The 16224-nt window shown below is 40.3% G+C and carries 13 protein-coding genes; 4 read left to right on the top strand and 9 right to left on the bottom strand.

All coding sequences use genetic code 11. From position 1 onward, the window contains the following. Positions 1–52: 52 nt before the first annotated feature. Positions 53–2044, top strand: a complete 1992-nt coding sequence (gene speA, locus PL8927_RS20100) for a biosynthetic arginine decarboxylase (RefSeq protein WP_083625108.1) — start codon at positions 53–55, stop codon at positions 2042–2044. Positions 2045–2138: 94 nt separating this feature from the next. Here speA and PL8927_RS20095 read toward each other — a convergent pair whose 3' ends face one another. Next, positions 2139–2915, bottom strand: coding sequence for a 16S rRNA (uracil(1498)-N(3))-methyltransferase (locus PL8927_RS20095; protein WP_083625106.1), 777 nt, complete (start codon positions 2913–2915; stop codon positions 2139–2141). A gap of 63 nt (positions 2916–2978) precedes the next feature. After that, the gene (sir, locus tag PL8927_RS20090; RefSeq protein WP_083625104.1) at positions 2979–4973 is read right to left on the bottom strand and encodes a sulfite reductase, ferredoxin dependent; all 1995 of its coding nucleotides are present in this window, start codon (positions 4971–4973) and stop codon (positions 2979–2981) included. 338 nt (positions 4974–5311) lie between these two features. On the opposite strand from sir, the gene PL8927_RS20085 reads away from it, so the two are divergent. After that, a complete protein-coding gene (locus tag PL8927_RS20085) occupies positions 5312–5569 on the top strand; it encodes a chlororespiratory reduction protein 7 (RefSeq protein ID WP_083625102.1) in 258 nt (85 codons plus the stop codon). A 225-nt stretch (positions 5570–5794) separates the two neighbouring features. Here the strand turns inward: PL8927_RS20085 and PL8927_RS20080 are convergent, their stop codons facing one another. Then, positions 5795–6340 (bottom strand): DUF2854 domain-containing protein, encoded by a 546-nt coding sequence (locus PL8927_RS20080; protein WP_083625426.1) that lies wholly within the window; start codon positions 6338–6340, stop codon positions 5795–5797. Positions 6341–6592: 252 nt separating this feature from the next. Between PL8927_RS20080 and PL8927_RS20075 the strand changes: the two genes are divergently transcribed. Further along, positions 6593–6859 carry a hypothetical protein gene (locus PL8927_RS20075; protein ID WP_083625099.1) on the top strand — a complete coding sequence of 89 codons (267 nt, stop codon included), beginning with the start codon at positions 6593–6595 and terminating at the stop codon, positions 6857–6859. A 35-nt stretch (positions 6860–6894) separates the two neighbouring features. Here PL8927_RS20075 and treS read toward each other — a convergent pair whose 3' ends face one another. From treS to PL8927_RS20045, 6 genes are all read right to left on the bottom strand, one after another. Then, complete coding sequence (treS, locus tag PL8927_RS20070; protein ID WP_083625096.1) at positions 6895–10215, bottom strand: maltose alpha-D-glucosyltransferase; 3321 nt, start codon at positions 10213–10215, stop codon at positions 6895–6897. A gap of 300 nt (positions 10216–10515) precedes the next feature. After that, positions 10516–10854: a cupin domain-containing protein gene (locus PL8927_RS20065; protein WP_083625093.1), complete on the bottom strand. Its 339-nt coding sequence runs from the start codon at positions 10852–10854 to the stop codon at positions 10516–10518. Between the two features lie 52 nt (positions 10855–10906). Then, positions 10907–11113 (bottom strand): hypothetical protein, encoded by a 207-nt coding sequence (locus PL8927_RS20060; protein ID WP_083625091.1) that lies wholly within the window; start codon positions 11111–11113, stop codon positions 10907–10909. 40 nt (positions 11114–11153) lie between these two features. Beyond that, positions 11154–12323 (bottom strand): baeRF3 domain-containing protein, encoded by a 1170-nt coding sequence (locus tag PL8927_RS20055; protein WP_083625090.1) that lies wholly within the window; start codon positions 12321–12323, stop codon positions 11154–11156. A 156-nt stretch (positions 12324–12479) separates the two neighbouring features. Then, positions 12480–13406, bottom strand: a complete 927-nt coding sequence (gene uvsE / locus PL8927_RS20050; protein ID WP_083625087.1) for a UV DNA damage repair endonuclease UvsE — start codon at positions 13404–13406, stop codon at positions 12480–12482. Between the two features lie 88 nt (positions 13407–13494). Then, complete coding sequence (locus tag PL8927_RS20045) at positions 13495–13956, bottom strand: DoxX family protein (protein WP_083625084.1); 462 nt, start codon at positions 13954–13956, stop codon at positions 13495–13497. Positions 13957–14328: 372 nt separating this feature from the next. On the opposite strand from PL8927_RS20045, the gene PL8927_RS20040 reads away from it, so the two are divergent. Beyond that, positions 14329–16152 carry a histidine kinase gene (locus tag PL8927_RS20040; RefSeq protein ID WP_156093261.1) on the top strand — a complete coding sequence of 608 codons (1824 nt, stop codon included), beginning with the start codon at positions 14329–14331 and terminating at the stop codon, positions 16150–16152. The last annotated feature ends 72 nt before the right edge of the window (positions 16153–16224 follow it).

Raw genomic sequence — 16224 nt, 5'->3', positions numbered from 1 at the left:
AGGTCTGAAGACACGCTCGTTTTCAAACTCCCATCCTATTCTTATAAAAAATATGGACGTCAACGCACTTACCCCCACAACACAAACACCCCAGGTTTCGACGGACTCCCCCAACGGAAAAGCTCAAAAAACCTGGACAATAGAAGACAGTGAAAAACTCTATCGCATTCAAGGCTGGGGAGATCCTTATTTTTCCATTAATGCCGCAGGTCATATCACGGTTTCCCCGAAAGCCAACCGAGGAGGATCTTTAGATTTATTAAAATTAGTTGAATCTCTCAAAAGTCGCAATATTGAGTTACCGTTATTAATTCGGTTTCCTGATATTCTCGAAGACCGAATTGAACGCTTAAATGCTTGTTTTGCTAAAGCGATCGCTCGTTATAGTTATCCAGGGGTTTATCGGGGAGTTTATCCGGTTAAATGTAATCAAGAACGGCATTTACTGGAAGATTTAGTCCGGTTTGGTCAACCTTATCATTTTGGTTTAGAGGCGGGTTCAAAGCCAGAATTATTAATTGCTTTAGCCTTATTAAAAAATCCTGATTCGTTGTTAATTTGTAATGGCTATAAAGACCAAGAATATATTAATACCGCCCTTTTAGCCCAACGATTAGGACAAACGGCGATTATTGTTTTAGAACAAATTGAAGAAGTGGATTTAGTCATAGCGGCGAGTCAACAATTAGGCATTCGTCCCATTGTCGGAGTCCGAGCTAAATTGAGTACAAAAGGCATGGGACGTTGGGGCGGATCAACAGGCGATCGCGCTAAATTTGGCTTAACGATTCCTGAAATTATGGAAGTCGTTGAAAAGCTGAAACAAGCCGAAATGTTAGACAGTTTACAACTGTTACATTTTCATATTGGTTCTCAAATTTCTTCGATTAGTGTACTGAAAGATGCCCTGCAAGAAGCGAGTCAAATTTATGTAGAATTAGCTCAATTAGGGGCTAACATGAAATATTTGGATGTGGGGGGAGGTTTAGGTGTTGATTATGATGGCTCTAAAACCAATTTCCACGCCTCTAAAAACTACAATATGCAGAATTATGCGAATGACGTTGTAGCCGAGGTTAAAGAGGCTTGTGAGGAGCGAAAATTAGCGGTTCCAACATTAATTAGTGAAAGTGGACGAGCGATCGCATCCCATCAATCGGTCTTAGTTTTTGATGTTTTAGGAACCAGTGATATCCCGATGGGAGAACCGCCAATTATTGTTGAAAAAGATCATCTAATTTTAAGGAATTTGGATGATACTTATCAATCAATTAATGAAGATAACTATCAAGAAGCATATCACGATGCGGCGCAATTTAAAGGAGAAGCCATTAGTTTATTTGGGTTTGGCTATTTGAGTTTAAGCGATCGCGCCAAAGCTGAAAAACTTCATTGGGCTTGTTGTCGAAAAATCTTAGAAATTGTCAGAAATTCTGATTATATTCCCGATGAATTAGAAGACTTAGAAAAGATCATGGCTTCGATTTATTATGTCAATCTTTCAGTGTTTAAATCCGCCCCAGATACCTGGGCTATTGATCAATTATTCCCCATTCTTCCCATTCATCGCTTAGATGAAGAACCCACAAAACGGGCAACTTTAGCGGATTTAACCTGTGATAGTGATGGCAAAATTGATCAATTTATTGATTTACGCGATGTGAAATATGTTTTAGAATTACATTCTTTAGAACATCCCACAAATTCGGCTCAAACTCCCCAGGAAAAACAACCCTATTATTTGGGAATGTTCTTAGCGGGAGCGTATCAAGAAATTATGGGAAATCTACATAATTTATTTGGTAATACTAACGTTGTTCATATCAAATTAACTCCCCAAGGGTATCAAATTGAATCTGTAATTAAAGGGGATACGATGAACGAAGTATTAGGTTATGTACAGTATGATACGGAGGATTTAATTGAAAGTATTCGTCGCCAAACTGAACAAGCCTTAGAACAAAAACGGATTAGTTTAGAAGAATCTCAACTGCTATTACAAAACTATGAACGCAGTTTGAGACGTTATACCTACCTGCATTAATTCCATAATTCATATAGCACTACGCATTACAGTTGTACAGACGAGCCATGTAGAGACGTTGCATACAACGTCTCTACTAAATCCTCAAACTCATTCACGGCTTACTGTTCCCTGTTCCCTGTTCCCTGTTCCCTATTTCTATGATTCCCACAATTTGAGAAACGGCTACAATTGGCGCTGTAACAGCCCTTAAAATTCGTTTCCCTAACGAAACAGGTTGAAATTCTGCGGCGATCGCATCTTCTATTTCTTCCTGCGTCCATCCCCCTTCTGGCCCCGTTGCGATGATCATTTTATTCGGTATTTCTCCAGTTTCAAATGATATTAATTCTTGCATTAAAGATTGATAATTTCCCCTAGCTTCACAAATATATTGATAACCAGATTGAACGGTCAATAAACCGGATTTAAACGAAACCGGATCACCAATAGTCGGGACAATTTGACGTTCTGATTGTTCCGTCGCTTCCGTAGCAATTCTTCGCCACCGTTCCACTTTTTGAGAACTGGGTTTTAACATTGTTCTCGCACTAATAACCGGAATAAATTGGGTTACGCCTAACTCTGTACAACAGCGCACAATCTCCTCAAATCCATCCCCTTTGGGTAACGCTACTATTAATATAATTTCTAGGGGTAATTCGGTCTGAATGGAGACAATTTCTATTAATTTAGCTTGGGGAGAAGCCGCAGGTAAATTAACAATTAATTCTGCTATCCACCATTGACCCTTATCCTGAATAATAATAAAGCGATCGCCCTGTTTCAACCGTAACACTCGACCCAAATAATGCTGTTGTTCAGCCGTTAAATCTAGGTGTTCGTTTTGAATTTGTTCAGGAGCGATCGCAAGGCGTTGAAGTTGAACCATCGGTAAAACGGATTAAAGACTCGGTTAGATACTCTAACCTAAAATCCTTCCAGTTCAACCTAACTACAGGACTTTCAGTTTTTCTAAATATTCTTCAATTGCTTGAGTGGCTAACTCAACCACTGGTTTCCCCAAACGTTTAGATTCAGCTTTTAACTGATTATAAATGGAATCCCGAACACTAACCCGATGCCGGATTTTGCTCGGATCTAGGGGGGTATCAGAATCGCTAATCTCTGGTAAGGTCTGGCCACCTGTAAAAACAGGTGCTTCTTGAGTTTCAATGTTCATTGAGGCCGTCGTTGAGTAAGAGGTTATAAACTGGCGAAGCGCATCAAAGCCGACACGATAGCAAAAATCCCCAAAACTCTCCCCAGGTTTCCGATCCTGTTTAAAATAAACTAAGATCGGAGTCAGAAAAGTTTCGAGATCGTGAACCGATAACCGATCCACAAACGGTTGAGCCAATCGTGTCTGATTAGGAGAGCCACCTAGCCAAATTTGATAGGTATCGGGGACAATCCCAACAAAGCCTAACTCCGCCATGTAGGGTCTCGCGCAACCATTAGGGCATCCCGTCATCCGAATAACAAAATGCTCTTGTTGCAAACCTACACTGTCCAACAATACCCGAATCCGTCCCAATAGACTAGGGATGACCCGTTCTGATTCTGTAATTGCTAATCCACAGGTCGGGAACGCCGGACACGCCATAGAATAGCGTTCTAGGGGGTCAATTTCCGTTTCGGTTTTAATCCCATGTTCTTTGAGCAGGGTTTGAATTTTGGGCTGAACTTCTGGGGAAATCTCATACAGAATCACATTTTGACTGGCCGTGACTAACATCGGGATTTGAAACTGTTCTACAATTTGGCGTAAAACGGTTTTCAGGCGGAAATTTCCCTCATCTTTAATCCGACCATTTTCAATAGAAATTCCCAGGAATAATTTGCCATCCCCTTGTTCATGCCATCCTAAATAATCTTGATAATTCCAAGCAGGTAAAGGTTTAAAAGGTTTAAAGGATTTTCCGAAATATTCTTCGACTTTTTCCCGAAATTGATCCACACCCCAATCATGAATTAAATATTTCATTCTGGCGTGACGTCGGTTGCTGCGATCGCCATAATCCCGTTGAGTGGCTACAATGGCTTTTACCGCATCATAAATATCCTCTTTATCAACATAGCCAATTTCATCGGCAATACGAGCAAAGGTTTCTTCTTTATTATGAGTCCGTCCTAAGCCTCCTCCGACTAAAATATTAAACCCTTCTAACTCTCCCGCCGCATTAGTAATCACCACTAAACCCAAATCTTGGATATAGATATCAAGGGAATTATCCCCTGGAACTGTTACCGCACATTTGAACTTGCGGGGCAGATAATAAGTGCCATAAATTGGTTCTGGGGAGTCGGTACAATTCGTACCATTTGTATTACGAAGACGGGCGGCTTTTACCTCTGGATCTTCTTCGGCGGTAATCACTTTTTCCCCATCTAACCAGATTTCATAATAGGCTCCAGCTTGAGGAGTGAGCAGATCAGCAATATTATTCGCATAAGTCCGGGCATATTGATAATCAGAGCGATTTTTATAAGGAGCCGGAGGTGCTAAAACATTGCGGTTAATATCGCCGCAAGCCCCTAAAGTTGACCCCATATTCTTAACAATAGAAGCCAAAACCGTCTTAATATTTTTCTTTAAAACTCCGTGTAACTGGAACCCTTGACGAGTGGTAGCCCGAATTGTATGGTTGCCATATTCATCGGATAAGCTATCCAGGGTTAAATACAGTTGAGGTGGAATAAACCCCCCAGGACTGCGGGTTCGCAGCATCATTCCATAGTCTTTTTCCTGCCCCTTAACTCGATTATCTCGGTTATCCTGTTGATAGGAGCCGTGAAACTTGAGAATTTGAATCGCATCCTCTGAGAAGTAGTTCAACTCATTCAACAATTCTGTAGCCAGGGGTTCCCGCAAGAAATTGCTGCGTTCTTTCAGCCCTTCTACTTTTGAGGGTTTACTAACTTTGGGAGGTGTTTCGGATAGAGTCATGAGCTTCTGATACCTATTTCAATAAAAAACCTTTACGGGTTCAACGGTTGGGTTGTACTCAACCCCAGTTCAACCCGATTGTTTTCAATCCCCAGTAATTCGGTCGGAATTATCGGTATTAAATTTGATCGTAACATGGGGATAGTCACAATTGTCCCGTATTATGGCCGTCTCCGGCTTGAGAGAGAATGATTATTTATAGCAACCGTCAAGGCAGTTAGGATATAGACTGATACTGAAACCTAGACGGTTAAATCTTTTCCTCCGGTGTTCCCTGTTCCCTGTTCCCTGTTCCCTGTTCCCTGTTCCCTGCTATAACAGTTTGAGAGAAAACTACTATGCCAGATGCGCTAATGTACGATGAGGATACCTTTGTGGTACTAGAAACTCATCAACCCGAACAGTTTATGACGGTTGCAGAACTCCTCGAAAAGCTCAAATCCGTTTTATCAGAATCTCAAGACAATTTACCCCAGGATTTACAACGCTTTACCACCCTGGAGGAACAAGCTCAACACCTTGTCAATACAAGCTGTGACCTTAACCTTAACCCCGGTCAATATCTGCAATGGTACGCCGTTAGATTGGAAAAATAGGGTTTTGGTTGTCGGTTGTCGGTTGTCGGTTGTCGGTTGACCGTTGACCGTTGACCGTTGACCGTTAACTGTTAACAGCCAATAGCCAACAACCAACAGCTATAGCAGTCGCGCCTGGGGTGTTAGGACATAGACTGATGCTAAAACCTAAACTGTACACCCCTCTTTTCCTACCTATTCTCTGTTCCCTGTTCCCTGTTCCCTGTTCCCTATTCTCTGCTATATCTAAACTTCTACAATTAAAGCCACATCAATCTGTTCTTCTTGAGGTTGAGTGATTTCGACTTTTAGACCAGGGCCAAAGAACTGAGTGATTTTATCTTGTTTTTGTTGCCAAGTGTTCAGAGGCATAAAGGGAGAATAAAACTGTAAAATCAGTGTATAAGACCCATCAATAATCGTTTCTCGGATACCTTGGAGGGAGGGACGTTCTTCGCGGTTGGGGCTGAGTCCTAGACGTTCTAAGACATCGGATAAATGGGCTTCTTGGCCATAGCGATAACGGGTGACATCTTGGCGAACTTGATTTTGAGTTTCTGTAGCTTGTTGCTCTCGGAGGGCCAGAACCTCAGAGGATGTCGCTTGAGTCAAGGGTATGGGCTTCAATTCTGCTGCTTTCAGGGCGAGTCCTCCCAACAATAGGGGAATACCATAGAAAAATCCAGCTAAGTTCAATGTGGCATTATCAGCAAAATAAGCCGCAAAACCTACTACAGTTAAGATTCCACCGACCACTAAACCGAGTGCGCCCAGAGAAGTTTGACGTAACATATAAATAAAAAGTAGTCCGCGAAAATTCATTCTCTGATTTTAATCTAATATGAAATCCTTAAATTAGTGCTACAGATGTTGGTAAGGGAACAGGGAACAGGGAACAGGGAACAGGAGGGAATAGGGAATAGGGAATAGAAAAAAGTTATTAGCCACCCGATCAAGTATTTGTAGCAAACATTAAAGGATGGAATATAACGCTCTATTTAATGGTTTATTGGATTTGGATATACCGCGCATTGCATATTTAACATGACAACTAACGACGAAGATCAATCAACTGCTAGTATTAAACGCAAACTCCTAGAGCAAATTAACACGCTCAAATGCGAAGATGAACGAATGTACAATATCCTCGCCATTGATGTTTGGGCTTTGGCTAAAACGATGGATGAGTTTCAACCGGGCTTTTGGGGGGCTTTTATGAAAAACCGTGAAAAAGCGTTAAAACGGTTCCTCGCTGAGTCGGCCAAAAATAAACCCGATACCGATACTAAACGCCCTCCGTTTCTGCGGTAATTACTGCAATTGATAGTGTTCAAAGGGGAGAAATTCTAGCGGACAACGGACACTAATCTTTTGAGTGAGAGATCTAATAATTCGGGGCGATAATCTAAATGATAGCCTAATTCCTGAATCGCTTTTTCTAATAAATAACAATCTAATAAAACCGTCAGTTCTTGTCTTCCTTGGGGTAAAAAACTATCTATGGACGCTGTTTCTAAATAACGGTTGAGAAAAGCGGCGCTCACCCAATTTGACCATAATTGCCCCCACTGTTCCATCAGGGGTAAATTTTCAGGGCGAATCATGCCATTATTAACTTCTTCTCGGAGAGCAAAACGGGTGGCAAAATCAAAGGATTGTAACATTCCAGCGACATCTCGTAACGGAGAACGTTTCATTCTTCGTTCACTTAATGACCGATAGGATTCTCCTTCAAAATCAATAATAACAAAATCTTTCCCCGTATACAATACATCCATTAAGGAATAGTTGCCATGACATCGGGTTCTAAGGGCTGTAATTTTTAGATTTAATAAACTTTGAAATCGTCCTAAAATGTAATTTTGATCGCCTAAAATATGTTGAATTATGGGCTTAATTTCTGAGGGTAAGGTTTCTAGTTGTTTTTTTAATTTTAGCAAAACTTGCCCCGTTAAATTGCGAGAATATTGATAAATTGATCGTTGATAAAATGTAGAAAAGGGTTCAGGAGCAAAATCAGGGTTATCAGCATCACTCGATAGAATAATATGTAATTCGGCGGTACGTTGTCCTAAAAGTTCTGCATTGGTTAAATAGGAACCAATCAGTAATAAAATTTCTTCAGGACAGGGTTGTTGATAGAGATCAAATAAAGAATGGGTTGAAAACAAAGCTTCTAAGTCTTGGCTAGGTTGTAAGATAACTCGATCAAAGTAATCTCGTAAGCTATCTAAGGTATAATTCCAAGTATTAATTGCATCGGGAATATAGCCTTGTAAAACCCCTAATGTGATTGATTCTCCTCGATGGCGACGATATTCTAATCCCCCCATTAAAGGGGTTGTATATTCCAAGTGTTGTTTTTGTTCTAAAAAGTGACGAACTTCTAACTCTGGATTGATGCCTTCTTCGACCCGACGGAATAGTTTAAATAGAAAGCAATCGCCATAAACAACAAAGGAATTATCAAACTCCCCTTTTAATAAATGGGGGTCTAATCGTTGTTGTAAATCCTGTTGTTTTAAAGCTTCCGTTGTCGTAGCGACTAAGTTACCAAATTGACCGGAATAACGGTCAGAATTGATAATCATTTCTAAGGGTAAACTTAAGAAGTTAATATTTTGTCCCACTTCTAATAATATTCCGGTTTCTGCCTCCATTTTTATCGTCCCTAAAATAAATTGGGGCATTTCTATTGTCAACAGTTCTGTCAAGTTTCCGCTAATATAAGTTAAAGGAAATAGATAGGTTTCAGGAAATCCTTCTGTATATTCGGTTTGCAATAAAATAATTATTGCTCTTGCGTCTTTATAAGGAATGGTAATTGCTTCTGTAATCTTGAGGGATTGTAAAATTCGAGATTTCCCCATAAACCAGCGACATCGATAGAGATATTCGGGTAAAATAGATTCTAATTTATTTTTTAAAGAGGGTTCTGTTAAGATTTCTTGCCAGCTATTTTGAACAGTAAAAACGGGTAATTGAGTTTGAGGTCGAGGAAGTAAAGCTACTTTTGGATCAAACTGGAGCATAAACCAGTAAAATCCGTAAGGAGATAAACTCATAAAATAGGAAGAATCACTGATTTTAGGAAATTCTGTCCGGCCAAAAATTTCAACGGGAACCATGCCTTTAAAGGCGGATAAATCTAAATTAACTGATTGGACAAATCGAGATAAATTAGCAACAATTAAAAGATGTTCTCCCTGATAAGTGCGGGTAAAAGCTAAAACTTTGCGGTTTTCAAGATGCAATAATTCAAAGGTTCCTCGTCCAAAGGCTTGAAACCGTTTTCGCATCGTAATAATCCGTTTCATCCAAGATAATAAGGAATTCGGATTTCTACTTTGGGATTCTACATTAATCGCTTCATAATCGTATTCAGAATCAAAAATTAAGGGTAAATAGAGTTTTTGAGGGTTGGCTAGACTAAATCCAGCATTGCGATCTGGACTCCATTGCATCGGTGTTCTGACACCATTGCGATCGCCGATATAAATATTATCTCCCATGCCAATTTCATCCCCATAATATAACACGGGAGTTCCGGGCAAGGAGAGTAATAAACTATTCATTAATTCAATTTGGCGGCGATCATTTCCCAGTAAGGGTGCAAGCCGACGTCGAATTCCTAAATTAATTCGAGCTTGGGGATCTTGGGCATAAACTTTATACATATAATCTCGATCTTCATCTGTTACCATTTCTAAGGTTAATTCATCATGATTTCTTAAAAATAATGCCCATTGACAGTTATCAGGAATTGCCGGAGTTTGATTTAAAATATCAATAATGGGGAAACTATCTTCCATCCGTAATGCCATAAATAATCGAGGCATTAAAGGAAAATGAAAATTCAAGTGACATTCATTTCCTTCCCCATAATAAGCCGCCGCATCCTCCGGCCATTGGTTGGCTTCTGCTAAGAAAATTCGGTTACTATAATTAGCGTCTAAATAAGTCCGTAATTGTTTTAAAAGTTGATGGGTTTCGGGTAGGTTTTCACAATTAGTTCCTTCCCGTTCAAAAATATAGGGAATGGCATCGAGTCGCATTCCATCAACTCCCATTTCCATCCAGAAGTTTAAGACTTCTAAAATTGCTTTGATCACTTCAGGATTATCATAATTCAAATCCGGTTGATGAGAATAAAACCGATGCCAATAATAGGCTTTTGCTACACTATCCCAAGCCCAGTTTGAGGTTTCAAAATCTTTAAAAATAATTCGGACTTCAGGATATTTTTCTAGGGTATCACTCCAGACATAGAAATTCCTTTCTTTACTTCCTTTGGGTGCTCGTCTGGCTCGTTGAAACCAAGGATGTTGATCGGAAGTATGATTAATTACTAATTCCACAATTACCCGAATTCCGCGCTCATGGGCTGCATCTAAAAAGGTTTGAAAATCCTCTAAATTCCCATAAATCCCGTTAATATTCATATAGTCGGCAATATCATAGCCATCATCTCGCAAAGGGGAGGGAAAAAACGGAAGAATCCATAAGGCTGTCACTCCTAAATCTTGTAAATAATCTAATTTTTCTGTTAATCCTATAAAGTCTCCAATGCCATCCCCATTACTATCGGCAAATGCCCGTACCGGAACTTCATAAATAATGGCATCTTTGAACCATAAGGGATCATCAGAGAGTTTATTCTGTTGCATTTTTTTCAAGGATTGGATCAAGGGTGGAATTTATTATTTTAATTAAAATTAAAATAGCTTAGATTATATTATAAACTAAATTATAAGGAAAGTCATCCGTCTTTAGGGGGAACTTAAAAAAACTATAAATAAGCTGTACTCTAATGAAATTTAATCCTCCTTTAATTATAAAAATAACTCCCCTTTCCTGTGTGGTTTAGAAGATTGGGGAGTTAGATTATGAGTATATTGTAGCTTGACTTTAACAACAGTTTGTGTTTGACTCTCGCCCTTTTTCAAAAGTTGACGGTTAACCCTCCTTTATTCGTCTCTTCCATGCACTTCAGCCGGAGGAGATGTCGCTTCGACGGCGGTAAAAGGTTCGAGGATTTTGTAAGTATGACTCGCCCCGGAAGGAACTACCCAAGAACTTCCTGTTTCTAATAGAATCATTTGATCTTCTAAATGTAATTCTGCACGTCCTTGAATCACATAACCAACGGTTTCATAATTCCGTTTTGTTTCGGGTTTTGCTTCTCCAGGTTGTTCTGCTTCCCAGAGACGCATCGAAAGTTTAACCCCCGATGCTAAATACTTTTGACCCATCTTTCCGGTTGGTGAAGATTGAGAATTAACTTTAACTACCGTTGTATCTGTCATAATTTATCCTCTTAGAAATAATTCAGAATTTGCACAAGAGATCATCAATTTTCTAGGCTTCTTCGGATGCTTGTCCAACAGAATTTCCCATATTTTCTTCTATCCGTTGATTTCCTTCTTCACTGCGTTGAAGAATACGGTCTTTATCTTCAGGAAAACTAGAACCAGATTCGGGTTGAACCGATTGATCAGGTTGATGTTTAGTATGTCTTAATTCAGAATCAACAGTTGAACTGAGATCAGGATTTTGATTCGTCATGATTAAACTCTCCTAAATATTAAAATTAACCTGGTTAAAACTAATAGCGAAATACTGCGGCTAATCTCGCTTCATCGGGAACCGAATCTGGGGGAACTGCATAAACTATGCCCCCATTTAATAAGGTTTGAACGGCTGCCAAATTTAACAAATCATCATCCCCAGGTTGAGCTTCTGGATGAATTTGTAACTCATTGGCTTCGGGATTAAAATTTCCCCATTCTTGAACACCTACCGCTACAAATAATCGTTCAACTCGTCCGTAATACGCGGCGGCTATGGTTTCTTGTAAATCCGTTGAGGTTTTCCCCGTTCCCATTAAATTGCGATAATATTCAATCGCTACTTGTTTTTCCTGGGTGTAATAAGGTTCAACAAGGGGTAACACTTTTTGATGAAATTCCGCAGGTTTGACCACGCCTAAATTATCAACGGAAAGAATATCTTCCACTAAATGAGGATAAGTATTAGCTTCCTTATAGATAGGAAAAAGATACTCGACTCCAGCAATAATTAAAGGTGCAGTTTTGCCGTTTAAATATTTATGTAACCCTTGATCAACGAGATGGAAAAATTGTAAAATTCTCTCTTGGGGTTTATCCCGATCTGGGCTACCTTGACCATGATAACTTCCGGCTTCAGGAACAGGATTACCCGTTCCCCCTTTGGAGGTACTAATGCGAAATTGACCCGCTTTTGCGGTTTCATCATAGAGAAGTGCATCATCCATATTGGTTGGCACATCTTCTAATTCGATTTCATTAATATTATAACGACTGCCTTCAAAAAATCGAATTTGCTGTTGACTTAATGCCAATAAATAGAAGGTTCCATCTCCGGTTAATAGAGGCATTAAGGGTTTAAGATGAAAGCGATCGCTCACACCAACAAATTCATTGAATTTTAAAGGTAAGCAGTAATATTTTAAGAAATCCTGAGCCATAAAAATCGCTAAACCTTCATCTTGAGATTGCCAAAAGTCATCAATATCTAAATCCATTGCTGGTTTTAAAAATGCTCTGGCTTCTGTTGTATCAAGATCATATTTTTCCTGTAGTAATGTTTCAGCTTGTTTGATCAGATTCTTAAACCGAGTTGGATTTTGTTGAACTTCGGTTCCGGCTCGATAAGTCGGCATATAGAGTGAAACACAAAAGCTTTCTGACTGATCAACTAAGGTTTTAAGTTCATCAACTGATAATAGGCCCATACTTTTGATCCATTTTTAGGTTGAAAAAACTTGAAATCGTATAACATTCAACTTTGATTAAATTAAACGTCTTATTTTTGATCACTGTAAAGGTTTGAATTTTTAGATTCATCTTCCTAAAGTTAGGATTATGATTAACAAATTCATCTATTCTAATTAAATTAGACTCTCAATACTTCTGGAACCCAGCCAATTTTTTTGGAGTTGAGCGATCGCTAATTCTTTTTGTTTGGCTTCCACTTCAATCCAAGGAACTGTTTTATAACAATCTGGCATTAAACTAATATAATTACTATGTTTGGGATCGGCAAAAGATTGATCTCCATTAGAAATATGAACCAATTGCCATTCAGGAATTGTCCAAGTTTTTTGAGCTTCTACTAACATAAATTCTACACTGGGATGATCATAACTCTCCAATTTTTCATGAATCACATGATGATGAGCATCAAATACCATTGGAATTTGAGCAGCGTGACACACTTCTAAAATGTCTTGAGAACTATAGGCATATTCATCATTTTCTAAGGTTAAACGCAGGCGAATTTCGTCCGGTAAATCTTGAATGACTTGTATTAATCGTTGAGCGCGATCGCCTTTTCCCCCATGAATATTCATCAGTGACCAAGGCGATCGCGGCAACCCTAATAAATCTAAAATCAGAGCATGGGTTTTCAGGATTTTAATACTATTTTCGATCACTTCTGGACGGTCTGAACTTAAAACGACAAACTGATCGGGATGTAAAACCAAACGCAGTCCTAACAAGTGCGCCTGTTTTCCAATTAACTCCATTTCCTCGGCTAATTCCATTAAAATACCCTTCCCAATAGGTTCATCTGCAAAGGGAAATAAAGCGGAAGTTAATCGATATAAATGGATATTTTCCCGCGCACAAAACTCAACAGCTTTATTTAAACGTTTGAGATTTTCTGTATAAAGCGTTCTCAAAGTTTGCTCTTGTTCTGGGAGGGTTAATTGTAATAATCGTTTTCGGGTTAACGCTCGAAATCTGACTTCTTGAGAAGCCGTAATACAAACTAATCCTAATTCAGGAACTTGGGTTGAGTTTTGAGTCTTCATTTAGCAATTATAGCACTACGCATTAAAGTGTTTTATAATTCTAAATCCTCACGGCTTACTGTTCCCTGTTCCCTATTCCCTATTCCCTCTAATGATTGAGTTGAGATTCAATTGTAGCCATAACATCGGGGGTTCCCGGTTGTTCTTCGGGATGACGGGTATACCACCAAGCCCAAGCAATCAAAACGGCTTGAAAAGGCAATCTCGCCCAATATAATAGAGGATGATGGGGGATTCCGTCTATGGGGATACTGTGAATTGCTTGATTAATATTAGCGGGAAAAACGGCAATAAATAAAGCAATAATTCCCCAAGCAGCAGCTACACTAATGACCGGAATTAATAACCCAATTCCTCCTAAGATTTCAAATCCACCACTAATATAAACTAATGCTACAGGATAGGGTAATTCAGGAGGAACAATCCGAGCATATTGTTCGGGTCGAATAAAATGAGTAATCCCAACAATAATTAGTGAAATTGCCAGAACACCTCGAAGAATTTCCTTGCGTCGATGGGATGAAGGAAACGAATCGGTTTGAGCAGTCATAATCCCCAAGATTCAACTTCTGCTTAGTTTATCAGCCTTTCTCTAAATCGACTTCTATCTAAAGTCTAAAGATTATATTCCCTCCTGTTCTCCGTTAAGCTGTTCCCTGTTCCCTCAACAAGTTGCTTCAAAAGACAGAGGACAAAGATCCCTAATCTCGTTAAGGTAGTAAGTATTGAAATTAAAACTGATGAGTGAAAGCCTGTTAACCTCAGACCTTTGTTTGAGGAGATGAGATCACTTAGAAACAAGTTTTTAGTGTTAATTTGAGCGATAGAATTTGTCGTTTTATTTTAGCACTAAAACCCAATAATTTGAGTTGATCGGGTTGAAACTACAAACACCAATAAAATATTTTCAAGGAAGAAGATTATGATTAGTCATTCTAATCCCGTTAAGGGTCAAAATCGGCGTGCTGTCGGTATGTTTCCTAACCGTCGTTCTGCGGAATCAGCCCTTTATGCCTTAAGAGATTCTGGTTTTCCCATGGATCATGTTTCTGTGATTACCAGAGATGACCTTCAGGATTCAGAAATCGCCGGAGCCGATGTCAAAGATTCGGTTTCCGAGCATCGGACAGCCAACCACGTCGATAACAAAGCCGAAGAAGGCGCGGCAGTTGGAATCACAACCGGGGGCGTTTTAGGCGGACTAACCGGGTTATTAGTGGGTTTAGGGACTCTCGCTATCCCAGGAATTGGGCCGATTATGTTAGCGGGAGCCACCGCAACAACGCTGGCTACAACCTTAGCGGGAACAGCCATTGGAGCGGCGACCGGAGGTTTATTGGGAGCACTAATTGGCTTAGGAATTCCTGAAGAAGATGCCAAAATCTATAACGAGCGCATCGGTCGCGGTGAATATCTGATTATTGTCGATGGCAACGAGTCGGAGATTGCCCACGCCCATCAAATCCTCCAAACCCATAATATAGAAGAATACAGGGTTTATGATGCCCCTGGTGTTGCTTCTATGACCCCAGCGCACCTGAACCAAGATATTACTCCTGATCATCATCATCAGCATTCCGGTGCTGTGAGCCAGAATAAACACGCCATCGGTGTTTTCTCCAATTCTCTTGATACCGAACAAGCCATTAATGACTTAAGAAATGCAGGTTTCCCCTTAAGCCAGATTAGTTTAGTGTCAAGTCACCCCAGACGAAACGCTTTTACAGACATTGATCTGCGCGATCGCTTTGAGGCGATGAGATATGGTATCCCCGTTGAACAGGCTAGAGCCTATCATGATCGCTTGGATCAAGGTGACAATATTGTGATTGTCAGTGGCACAGAAGAGCAAGTACGTCAAGCTGAGACAATTTTACGCCGTCACAAAATTGAACAATGGCAGGTTTATGATCCAACGGTGATTTCTTCAACAGCGAACGTAGAACACAGCCGACCTGTGGAAATGTCTGCACCTTTGGAAAGTTCCAAACCCTTAGAACATCATCATTCCAAGGGGACTAAAGTGACTCCGGTTAATCCGGTCGCTCCTGTTGCCCCTGTTTCTAGCCCAGCCGCTTATCCAGTCACTCCCACAACAGCAAAAACACCCGGAACCGAGAGAAGCCATCACCCCTATAAACGAGCTATTGGGGTGTTCAATCATCGCCATGATGCCGAGGTAGCCCTCACCGATTTAAGAGATTCAGGTTTCCCGATGGGACGTGTTTCCGTCATTGTTAAAGATATCGACGGTCATCACCCCCTCACCAGTGCAGGTCAGCACAATTTAGGCGTTGATCTCAATCGTCGAACTCATGGGAATAAAGCCGACGAAGGGGCAAAAGCTGGCGCAGCCCTCGGCGGTTTAGGCGGTTTAGTGGTCGGTCTGGGAACCTTAGCCCTCCCCGGTGTTGGCCCTGTAATTGCTGGGGGAGCCGCAGCTACAGCCCTCGCCACATCCTTATCCGGTGGTGCGACAGGAGGATTAGTCGGTTTAGGTGTGCCGGAAAATCGCGCTCACGTTTATAACGAGCACCTCAACCGAGGAGATTACCTGATTATGGTTGATGGCTTTGAAGAAGAACTGCGACGAGCCGAACCCATTTTCAAACGTCATAGCATTCATGAATGGGGAATTTATGATGCTACTGATATCGATGTTAGTGCTGATTCCCACCCCAACCCTTATACCCCTCGTCCGACTTCTAAATCCGTTGAACGCGATCGCACGAATTCTACTTGGTAAAAGCCCTGAATTCAAGAATTAGGAACGACAAAAATTTAAGGCTTCGTTCCTAATTCCTCAATTCTCATGGGT

It is taken from the genome of Planktothrix serta PCC 8927 (assembly GCF_900010725.2).
Classification (GTDB): Bacteria; Cyanobacteriota; Cyanobacteriia; order Cyanobacteriales; family Microcoleaceae; genus Planktothrix; species Planktothrix serta.
The sequence above is the reverse complement of the archived record's forward strand: the minus strand, read 5'-3'. Positions and strand labels throughout refer to the sequence as shown.

What these genes read in the sequence shown, in the direction of transcription:
- speA (WP_083625108.1), top strand. Translation starts at nt 53, where the DNA reads ATGGACGTCAACGCACTTACCCCCACAACACAAACACCCCAGGTTTCG.
- PL8927_RS20095 (WP_083625106.1), bottom strand. Translation starts at nt 2,915, where the DNA reads ATGGTTCAACTTCAACGCCTTGCGATCGCTCCTGAACAAATTCAAAAC.
- sir (WP_083625104.1), bottom strand. Translation starts at nt 4,973, where the DNA reads ATGACTCTATCCGAAACACCTCCCAAAGTTAGTAAACCCTCAAAAGTA.
- PL8927_RS20085 (WP_083625102.1), top strand. Translation starts at nt 5,312, where the DNA reads ATGCCAGATGCGCTAATGTACGATGAGGATACCTTTGTGGTACTAGAA.
- PL8927_RS20080 (WP_083625426.1), bottom strand. Translation starts at nt 6,340, where the DNA reads ATGTTACGTCAAACTTCTCTGGGCGCACTCGGTTTAGTGGTCGGTGGA.
- PL8927_RS20075 (WP_083625099.1), top strand. Translation starts at nt 6,593, where the DNA reads ATGACAACTAACGACGAAGATCAATCAACTGCTAGTATTAAACGCAAA.
- treS (WP_083625096.1), bottom strand. Translation starts at nt 10,215, where the DNA reads ATGCAACAGAATAAACTCTCTGATGATCCCTTATGGTTCAAAGATGCC.
- PL8927_RS20065 (WP_083625093.1), bottom strand. Translation starts at nt 10,854, where the DNA reads ATGACAGATACAACGGTAGTTAAAGTTAATTCTCAATCTTCACCAACC.
- PL8927_RS20060 (WP_083625091.1), bottom strand. Translation starts at nt 11,113, where the DNA reads ATGACGAATCAAAATCCTGATCTCAGTTCAACTGTTGATTCTGAATTA.
- PL8927_RS20055 (WP_083625090.1), bottom strand. Translation starts at nt 12,323, where the DNA reads ATGGGCCTATTATCAGTTGATGAACTTAAAACCTTAGTTGATCAGTCA.
- uvsE (WP_083625087.1), bottom strand. Translation starts at nt 13,406, where the DNA reads ATGAAGACTCAAAACTCAACCCAAGTTCCTGAATTAGGATTAGTTTGT.
- PL8927_RS20045 (WP_083625084.1), bottom strand. Translation starts at nt 13,956, where the DNA reads ATGACTGCTCAAACCGATTCGTTTCCTTCATCCCATCGACGCAAGGAA.
- PL8927_RS20040 (WP_156093261.1), top strand. Translation starts at nt 14,329, where the DNA reads ATGATTAGTCATTCTAATCCCGTTAAGGGTCAAAATCGGCGTGCTGTC.